Origin of the sequence: Nocardia sp., assembly GCF_025465275.1 — a bacterium.
Taxonomy (GTDB): domain Bacteria; phylum Actinomycetota; class Actinomycetes; order Mycobacteriales; family Mycobacteriaceae; genus Nocardia.
The window spans coordinates 131637-140660 of the sequence record NZ_JAODNK010000080.1; the positions used below are offsets into that span (position 1 = coordinate 131637).

The following is a 9024-nucleotide window of genomic DNA, read 5'->3' on the forward strand; positions in this document are numbered from 1 at the left end:
TGCCCGACTCGGTGCGGTGGGAGGGCCGTCATGAGTGCGGAGTCCCTGCACGCGTCGGCGCTGGAGCTGCTCGAAACCTGGTCTCCGGCAGCGGGTCCGGAGCAGTCGCTGCGGGAGGCCATGCTCGCGTTCCTGGGTTCCGCGCCGCGCGGCTGCCTGCGCGAGCATGCGCCGGGGCATATCACCGCTTCGGCGATCGTGCTCTCGCACGACGAGTCCGAGGTGCTGCTGACGCTGCATCCGCGCGTGGGTCGCTGGATCCAGCTGGGCGGGCACTGCGAGGAGTCCGACGAGTCGGTGGCGGCGGCCGCGTTCCGGGAGGCCATCGAGGAATCCGGGATCGCGGACCTCACCCTCGAACCGGGGCTGTACGGCGCGCAGGCGCACCCGATCACCTGCTCGCTGGGCGTCCCGACCCGGCACCTGGATCTGCTGTTCAAGATCAAGGCGCCGAAAGACGCCGTCCCCGTGCGTAGTTCGGAATCCACCGATCTGCGCTGGTGGCCGGTGGGCGGATTGCCGGCGGACTCGGACGTCCTACTGCGCTGACGGTGGTGACCGGTCACCGGATACCGGGGCCGGCTCACATTGATTCCACCCCGCCGAGCGCCTAGAGTCCGATTCGTAAGACGTTCTCAGGGCGGGGTGGAAATCCCCACCGGCGGTCATGGCGTCCGGCCTATCCGGTGCGCACGAGCCCGCGAGCGCCGAGCGGTTCACGGACCGCTCGGGTCAGCAGATCCGGTGTGAATCCGGAGCCGACGGTCACAGTCCGGATGAAAGAGAACGCGACGGTTCCGCCGCTCCGCCCTCGCGGATCGGCGCGTTCGCGTCGTCATGCCCTGGGTGACAACGCGAACAGGAGATAGTCATGTCACCCACCAATGCGACGGCTGGTCGGATCGCAGTGGTTGCCGCACGCTGGCACGCCGAGATCGTGAACAAGTCCGTGGCAGCCTGCCGCGCCGGTCTCGCCGAGCACGGGTACCCGGATGTCGATGTGATCGAAGTACCCGGTGCGTTCGAAATCCCCCTGCAGGCCAAGCGTTTGGCGGCCAGTGGCGAGTACGCCGCCATCGCCGCCTGCGCCCTCGTGGTCGACGGCGGCATCTACCGCCACGACTTCGTGGCCGGGGCGGTCGTGGACGCGCTCATGCGGGTGCAACTCGATACCGATGTGCCGGTGTTCTCGGCGGTGCTCACCCCGCACCACTTCCACGAGCACGCCGAGCATCTGACCTACTACTCCCGCCATTTCGAAGTGAAGGGCGCGGAGCTGGCCAATGCCATTGCCGCCACGCTGAGCATCGGCGCGGTACTGCGCTGACAGCAGCGGACCCGCTGCGGCGCAAGGGCATTACGCGGCAGCGGGTCCGGATTCAGGTGGCTCAGGCCGGAACCGGGGTCTTCTGGACCGGTACGGCGGTGGGGTCGGCGGTCGTTGCGGCGGCAGGGGTTTCGGTTCCCGTGGTCGCCGGATGGTCGTCCACCATGGCGGTTTCGTCGAACGGCAGCTTCCGGTCGAGGACGGCGCGCACCCGGTCCGGTTCGATGGTTTTGGTCCAGGTGCCGATGAGCACCGTGGCCACCGCATTGCCCGAGAAGTTGGTCACCGCACGGGCTTCCGACATGAAGCGGTCGATGCCGACGATCAATCCGACACCGTCGAGCAGTTCGGGGCGATGGCTCTGCAGTCCGCCGGCGAGCGTGGCCAGGCCCGCACCGGTGACACCGGCCGCGCCCTTGGACGCCACGATCATGAAGACCAGTAGCCCCAGCTGTTCGGTCCAGGACAGCGGCTTGTGCATGGCGTCCGCGACGAACAGGGTGGCCATGGTCAGGTAGATGGCGGTGCCGTCCAGATTGAACGAATATCCGGTCGGCACAACCACTCCCACCGTGGTGCGTTCCACGCCCAGGTGCTCCATCTTGGCGATGAGCCGCGGCAGTGCGGACTCCGAGGAGGAGGTGGCCACGATCAGCAGGTATTCGCGGGCCAGGTACCGCACCAGCTTGAAGATCGACACGCCGGCGACCGTGCGCAGCAGCACCCCGAGGATGCCGAAAACGAAGACCGCGCAGGTGAGATAGAACGCCACCATGAGCAGTGCGAGCTGTTTCACCGCGTCGAGTCCGGTGCGCGCCACCACATTCGCGATGGCGCCGAACGCGCCGACCGGCGCCAGCCACAGGATCATGGTCAGGATTCGGAACACCAGCTTCTGTAGCAGTGCCACACCGCGCAGCAGGGGTTCACCGGTGCTGCCCATGGCCTGGATGCCGAAGCCGACCAGCAGTGCGACGAACAGCGTCTGCAGTACCTTGCCGCCGGTCAGCGCCGAGACCAGGGTGGTCGGGACGATGTCCTTGACGAAAGTCCAGGTGCCACCCGCGCTTTGGGCATCCTTCGCGTACTGGACCGACTCCTTGGCGTGCGCGGCGATATCGAGTCCGCTGCCGGGATGCAGCAGATTGCCGACCACCAGGCCGATGGCCAGGGCCACCGTCGACATGATCAGGAAATAGCCGATGGCCATGCCGCCGATCTTGCCGACCCGGGCCGCCGCCCGCACCGATCCGATGCCGAGCACGATGGTGCAGAAGATGACCGGTGAGATCATCATCTTGATCAGGTTCACGAACAGGGTGCCGAGCTCGCCCACCGATTTGCCGAAACCCGGTGCCAGCCAGCCGACCAGAATGCCGGCCAGCACCGCCACGATGACGGCCAGATACAACCAGTGGGTGCGATCGCGGCGCGGCGCGGCCGGCGTATCGCTCGATGTTCTCGTCGCTGTACTCATTGAAGCCTCTCCATCATCCCGGTGTGAGCCCGCTCACGCCGGTTCGTGAAGAATGATGAGCCCGAGCGGTGACGCCGGTCACTGTTGCGTAAGTTTTGTTCACGGCACGGAGGCGCAGTGATCGGTCGTAGAACGGAGCGTGGGGCGCGGAGCCGGCGCGGGCGCTCGGTCGCCGGGCAGGTGTTCGCGGTGCAATTGGCGGTGCTGGCGGTGGTCATCGGCGTCGGCACCGCGCTGGTGGTGCTGCAGACCCGGCACGCCCAGGACGACGCCACCCGGGCGCAGGTCATCGATATCGCGGTGGCGGTCGCCCGCTCGCCCGCGACCCTGACCGCAGTGCACAGTCCCGATCCGACGGCGCTGTTGCAACCGGTGACCGAGAGCATTCGCAAGAGCACCGGCGTCGATTTCATCGTGGTCATGGCCCCCGACCGCACCCGCTACACGCACACCGATCCGGACCGCATCGGTAAACCGTTCAGCGGCACCATCGATCGCGCGCTGGCGGGGGAGACCTTCACCGAGACCTTCGCTGGAACGCTGGGCCCGTCCATTCGCTCGGTGACCCCGGTCCGGGATGCCGACGGCAGCATTGTTGCGCTGGTGTCGGCGGGCATCACCCGCGTCCACATCGGCGCTCAGGTGCGCGCGCAGCTACCGGCCATCCTGACCGTGGCCGGAGCCGGACTCGTGCTGGCGCTCTTGGGCGCACTGCTGTTGCGCCGCAGGCTGTTGCGGCAGACCCTCGGTTTGGCTCCCGCCGAAATGCGCACGCTCTACGAGCATCACGATGCCGTGCTGCACTCCGTGCACGAGGGCCTGCTGGTCTTCGACAAGTCGGGTGAGCATGCCGAGGTGGTCAATGACGAGGCCCGGCGGCTGCTGCAACTGCCGGACGGTCCGGTGCTTCGGGCCGATCTGCCGATCTCATTGCAACGGCTGGGCTCGGAGGTGGTGCGCGACGAAATGCATGTGACGCCGGAACGGGTGCTGGTGGTGAATCAGGATCTGGTCGAACATGGCGGTCGCCGCATGGGCACGGTGCTCACGCTCCGCGATCACACCGAATTACGGGACGTACTGGGCGAATTGAACTCGGTGCGCGGTTTCGCCGACGCACTGCGCGCCCAGGCGCACGAGGCCGCCAATCGCCTGCACGCCGTGGTCACCATGGTGGAGCTGGGCCGGTCCCGGGAGGCGGTCGTCTTCGCCACCGCGGAGCTGGAACTCTCGCAGGCGCTCATCGACCGGCTCGCCGGTGCGGTCGCCGAACCGGCGGTGGTCGCCCTGTTGCTGGGCAAGGTGGAGCAGGCGGCCGAATACGGCGTGGAGCTCACCGTCACCGGTGACACCCTGCTGGACTCCACCGATCCGCTCACCGCGCACGAAATGGTCACCCTGCTCGGCAATCTCGTCGACAACGCCCTCGATGCCGTCGGGCGGGACGAGGACGCCTGGGTGGAGGTCACCGTCCGCCGCGACGATGCCGAGCTGTATGTCCGGGTGGCCGACAGTGGTCCGGGCATGTCCGAGGAGCTGTTCAGCCGGGCGACCGAGCGTGGCTATTCCACCAAGACCGACCATCACGGCCTGGGTCTGGCACTCGTGCGGCGGCTGGTGGCGCGGTACGGCGGGGAGCTGCGGGCGAGGCGGGAGCCCGAAGCGGCTGTTATCGTGCGCTTTCCGTGCCCGGTCGAGGTGCGGCAGGCCGAGGGTATGGGTGCGGGTTCGGGTGAGGAGTAGGTACCGGTGATCAGAGTCCTGATCGTGGAAGACGATCCGGCTATTGCCGAGGCGCACCGTTCCTACGTGGACCGACTGCCCGGTTTTGAGGTGGCGGGCGTCGCGCACACCGGGCGGGACGCCCTGACCGCCGCCGGAAGATCACAGAAGAGTAACGAGTCCATTGATCTGGTGTTGATGGATATCGGTTTACCGGATATGAGCGGTCTTGCGGTCGCAGCGGCTTTGGCCGGCCTGCGGCCGCGCCCCGATGTCATTGCTGTCACATCCGCGCGCGATCTCGCCATGGTGCGCGCCGCCGTCGCACACGGAGTGGTGCTGTATCTGCTGAAGCCGTTCACCTTCTCGGCATTCCGCGAGAAGCTCGAGCGCTATCTCGAATATCGGGCGGCGTTACCGGCGGGCGAGGCGGCGATCTCGCAGCAGGAGATCGACCGCGCCTTCGGCATGCTGCGTACCCCGGATCAACGGGCTACCTCGCCGAAAGGTATTGCGCCACAGACGATGGAGGAGGTGTCGCGGGCGGTGCGCGCGGCGCCCGCAGGGGTGTCGGCGGGGGAGGCTGGGTGCGTCGTCGGCGTTTCGCGGGTTACCGCGTGGCGATACCTGGAGCGTCTCGCCGAAGACGGCGTGGTGGAACGGCGAACGGACTACGGTCGCACCGGACGACCGCAAGTGCGTTATTTGTGGTTGCACTGAGCTCCGATTCACCACCGGTTTGCCTGAGATATGCGGTGACCGTCATCACAGGGCCGGTTGCCAGACCGGTACCGGCCCATGGTGTAACAGTTGCCACCTTTGGCGTCGAACGGCTGTTGTAACGGGGATAGAGTCTGTACATATCTACCTGCGAAGTTCTGAGGTATCTAATTAGCGGGGCAAACTTGCAATTGGTCGGCAAACGGTCGGGTTCGCCGGATCCCAAACGTCACCTGTGGGTGTTGGGGCTGATCGCTCCTATGAGTGCATTGTTGCCGTCGCAGCTGGTCTACTGGACCCGCTTCGAGGTGTTCTGGTGGATCGGACCGATCATCGTTCTCATTGTCATACCCGTCCTGGACTGGGTCGTCGGGGAAGACGGCACCAATCCGAAGGATGAGGATTACGAACTACTTTCCAACGACCGGTACTACCGGTGGTGCACCTATCTGTTCCTTCCCGTCCAGCTGACCGGCCTGTACATCGCGGCCGTCATGTGGGCGGGTACCGGGCTGTCCGTCATCGACAAGCTCGGGCTCGCAGCAACTCTCGGGTTTGTCAGCGGAATCGGTATCAATGCCGCGCACGAACTCGGGCACCGGGTCGAGAGGATGGAGCGGTGGCTCTCGAAAGTGGCTCTCGCGCAGTCGGCGTACGGCCATTTCTTCGTGGAGCACAATCGCGGCCATCACGTCCGCGTCGCCACTCCGGAGGATCCGGCCAGTGCCCGCATGGGCGAGACGCTGTGGGAATTCCTGCCGCGCAGTGTGATCGGTGGCTTCCGTTCGGCTATCCGGCTCGAGGGTGACCGGCTGCGCCGAAAAGGGCAGGGCTGGTGGAGCATCCACAATCATGTCCTGCAGGCATGGGCCATGACGGTGGTGCTCTTCGGTGGGCTGGTCGGCGGCTTCGGCTGGCGCATTCTGCCGTATCTGCTGCTGCAGGCCGTGATCGGCGCCGCACTGCTCGAGACGGTCAACTATGTGGAGCACTACGGACTGCTGCGGCGCCGGCGGGCCAATGGCAAGTGGGCGCGGTGCTCGCCGAGCGACAGCTGGAACAGCGACCGCTTGGTCACCAATATTTTCCTGTTCCATCTGCAGCGGCACAGCGACCATCATGCAAATCCTGGACGCCGGTACCAGACTCTGCGCTCCACCCAGGAATCACCGCAGCTCCCAGCCGGTTACGCGACCATGATTCTGCTGGCGCTCTTCCCGCCGCTGTGGCGCAATGTGATGGATCAGCGGGTGGTGTCGCACTACAGCGGCGATATCAGCCGCGCCAATATCCAGCCGCGCAAACGCGACCGCATTTTGGCGCGGCACGGCGACGGGATGGCGGCTGCCGCATAGGTCGGCAACCCTGGGGCTCTCGCCTCCGGGGGGTGCGAGGCTTGCGTCGCGGTGTCGCGTCCGCGCGGCACCGACTAGCCTTGCTTGCGGAAGACAGGCCGACCAGGAGAGGCACGAGAGGCAGATGACGACCGCAGTGACCAGCATGATGACCCCCGACGTCCGCAACGGGATCGACTACAAGGTGGCGGACCTCTCGCTGGCCGAGTTCGGCCGCAAGGAGATTCGGCTCGCCGAGCACGAGATGCCGGGCCTGATGGCACTGCGCCGCGAGTACGCCGACGTGGCGCCGCTGCGCGGTGCGCGTATCTCCGGCTCGCTGCACATGACCGTGCAGACCGCCGTCCTGATCGAGACCCTGGTCTCCCTCGGCGCGGAGGTCCGCTGGGCCTCCTGCAATATCTTCTCCACCCAGGACCACGCCGCCGCGGCCATCGTCGTCGGCCCGCACGGCACCGAGGAAGAGCCCCAGGGCATTCCGGTGTTCGCGTGGAAGGGCGAGAGCCTCGAGGAGTACTGGTGGGCCGCCGAGCAGATGCTCACCTGGCCCGGCGAACCGGCGAACATGATTCTCGACGACGGCGGTGACGCCACCATGCTGGTGCTGCGCGGCGCCCAGTTCGAGAAGGCCGGCGTGGTGCCGCCCGAGGACGAGACCCACTCGGCCGAGTACAAGGTGTTCCTGAACCTGCTGCGCGCGAGCCTCGGGACCGACAAGGCCAAGTGGAGCGTGATCGCCGACAGCATCAGGGGCGTCACCGAGGAGACCACCACCGGTGTGCTGCGGCTGTACCAGTTCGCCGCCGCGGGTGAGCTGCCCTTCCCGGCCATCAATGTCAACGACTCGGTCACCAAGAGCAAGTTCGACAACAAGTACGGCACCCGGCACTCCCTCGTGGACGGCATCAACCGCGGCACCGATGTGCTCATCGGCGGCAAGAAGGTGCTGATCTGCGGCTACGGCGATGTGGGCAAGGGCTGTGCCGAATCGCTCAAGGGCCAGGGCGCGCGCGTGCAGGTCACCGAGATCGACCCGATCAACGCGCTGCAGGCGCTCATGGACGGCTTCGACGTCGTCACCGTCGAGCAGGCCATCGCCGATGCCGACATCGTGATCACCTCGACCGGCAACAAGGACATCATCACCCTCGAGCACATGAAGGCGATGAAGGGCCAGGCCATCCTGGGCAATATCGGGCACTTCGACAATGAGATCGATATGGCCGCCCTGGAGCGTTCGGGTGCGCACCGGCTGAACATCAAGCCGCAGGTCGACCTGTGGACGTTCCCGGATTCGGGCCGCGCCATCATCGTGCTGTCCGAGGGCCGCCTGCTGAACCTGGGCAATGCCACCGGCCACCCCTCGTTCGTCATGTCCAACTCCTTCTCCAACCAGGTCATCGCGCAGCTCGAGCTGTGGACCAAGCCGGAGGAGTACGACAATGAGGTCTACCGCCTGCCCAAGCACCTGGACGAGAAGGTCGCCAAGATCCACGTCGAGGCCCTGGGCGGCACCCTCACCAAGCTCAGCAAGGACCAGGCCGAGTACCTCGGCGTGGACGTCGAGGGCCCGTACAAGCCCGAGCACTACCGCTACTGAGCGAGAACTGCTGTAGGACGAACTGATCCGGCCGGTCACCATGGTGACCGGCCGGATCGTATAGCGGGGGTCAGTCGCCGAGCAGTGGGGGCATGCAATCGGCTTCGGACACACCTGCGCTGAGCGAGCAGAACAGCGAGTGCGGCAGTTCGCCCAGGGCGCGAGTCGTATTCATCGCCGAACCGGTCGACTGTCCATACCGACCGCTGTAGTCGCAGCCGGCTTCCTCGATGTAGGGAGGGTTGTAGCCTCCGGAGAGGTCGCAGGCCATTCTGGCGAGGATTGCCCCGGGCGTGGCGACCGAGCCCGTCCCCGAGCCGCTCCCCGCGCTATCGGTGCTCGCGATCGATGCGGCCGGATCGGGCTGATCGAGGGTGAGTGGGTCGGCCTGTGCGGTACCCGTGGACAGTGCGGCGGTGAGGGCGAACACAGCCAGCGCTATTCGCGGGATTTGCTGTGCGACAGTGGATTTCGACAAGTGCTCTCCTTGCAGGGGGAGTGGTGTGTCGCACTGTACAGATTTGTGAAGCGTTAATGCTTCAAATAGTGCCCCCAACATTAGGGGCAAAATATCCCGGAATGGCTGTGCCACAAGGCAATTACGGCGATCTGGGATCGCAGAGGCCGCCGATCGCGGTGTGCGATCGGCGGCCGGGGTAGCGGTGGGGCTTACCGCTAGCGGACTGCTAGAGGCAAATGTCGATCAGGGGGACCCACTTGCCGCCCTTGAGGGTGCACAGGGCCGCGTTGATCAGCTCGCTCGCGCTCGATCCGGTGCCGCCGACATTGCTGGAACCCGATCCGCCGGAGCCGGAATCGGCCG

Annotated in this window: 8 protein-coding genes and 1 riboswitch; of the genes, 6 read left to right on the forward strand and 2 right to left on the reverse strand. The window is 66.2% G+C overall.

Translation table 11 applies throughout. The features are described from left to right. Window positions 1-30: 30 nt before the first annotated feature. Both JWN03_RS19605 and JWN03_RS19610 read left to right on the forward strand, forming a co-directional pair. Window positions 31-549, forward strand: coding sequence for an NUDIX hydrolase (locus JWN03_RS19605; protein WP_297616780.1), 519 nt, complete (start codon window positions 31-33; stop codon window positions 547-549). 78 nt (window positions 550-627) lie between these two features. Next, window positions 628-792, forward strand: a riboswitch (FMN riboswitch). Between the two features lie 79 nt (window positions 793-871). Beyond that, window positions 872-1327, forward strand: a complete 456-nt coding sequence (locus tag JWN03_RS19610; RefSeq protein ID WP_297616783.1) for a 6,7-dimethyl-8-ribityllumazine synthase — start codon at window positions 872-874, stop codon at window positions 1325-1327. Between the two features lie 61 nt (window positions 1328-1388). On the opposite strand, the gene JWN03_RS19615 is transcribed toward JWN03_RS19610, so the two are convergent. Next, a complete protein-coding gene (locus JWN03_RS19615; protein ID WP_297616786.1) occupies window positions 1389-2804 on the reverse strand; it encodes a cation:dicarboxylate symporter family transporter in 1416 nt (471 codons plus the stop codon). A 117-nt stretch (window positions 2805-2921) separates the two neighbouring features. Between JWN03_RS19615 and JWN03_RS19620 the strand changes: the two genes are divergently transcribed. The 4 genes from JWN03_RS19620 (at window position 2922) to ahcY (ending at window position 8201) form a co-directional block, all read left to right on the forward strand. Then, window positions 2922-4547: a sensor histidine kinase gene (locus tag JWN03_RS19620; RefSeq protein WP_297616789.1), complete on the forward strand. Its 1626-nt coding sequence runs from the start codon at window positions 2922-2924 to the stop codon at window positions 4545-4547. Between the two features lie 6 nt (window positions 4548-4553). After that, entirely contained in the window at window positions 4554-5246 is a 693-nt protein-coding gene (locus tag JWN03_RS19625) for a response regulator (RefSeq protein WP_297616792.1), read from the forward strand. 260 nt (window positions 5247-5506) lie between these two features. Further along, window positions 5507-6601 carry an alkane 1-monooxygenase gene (locus JWN03_RS19630; RefSeq protein WP_297616795.1) on the forward strand — a complete coding sequence of 365 codons (1095 nt, stop codon included), beginning with the start codon at window positions 5507-5509 and terminating at the stop codon, window positions 6599-6601. A gap of 124 nt (window positions 6602-6725) precedes the next feature. Further along, the gene (gene ahcY / locus JWN03_RS19635) at window positions 6726-8201 is read left to right on the forward strand and encodes an adenosylhomocysteinase (RefSeq protein WP_297616797.1); all 1476 of its coding nucleotides are present in this window, start codon (window positions 6726-6728) and stop codon (window positions 8199-8201) included. 70 nt (window positions 8202-8271) lie between these two features. Here the strand turns inward: ahcY and JWN03_RS19640 are convergent, their stop codons facing one another. After that, entirely contained in the window at window positions 8272-8679 is a 408-nt protein-coding gene (locus JWN03_RS19640) for a hypothetical protein (RefSeq protein ID WP_297616799.1), read from the reverse strand. Between the last annotated feature and the right edge of the window lie 345 nt (window positions 8680-9024).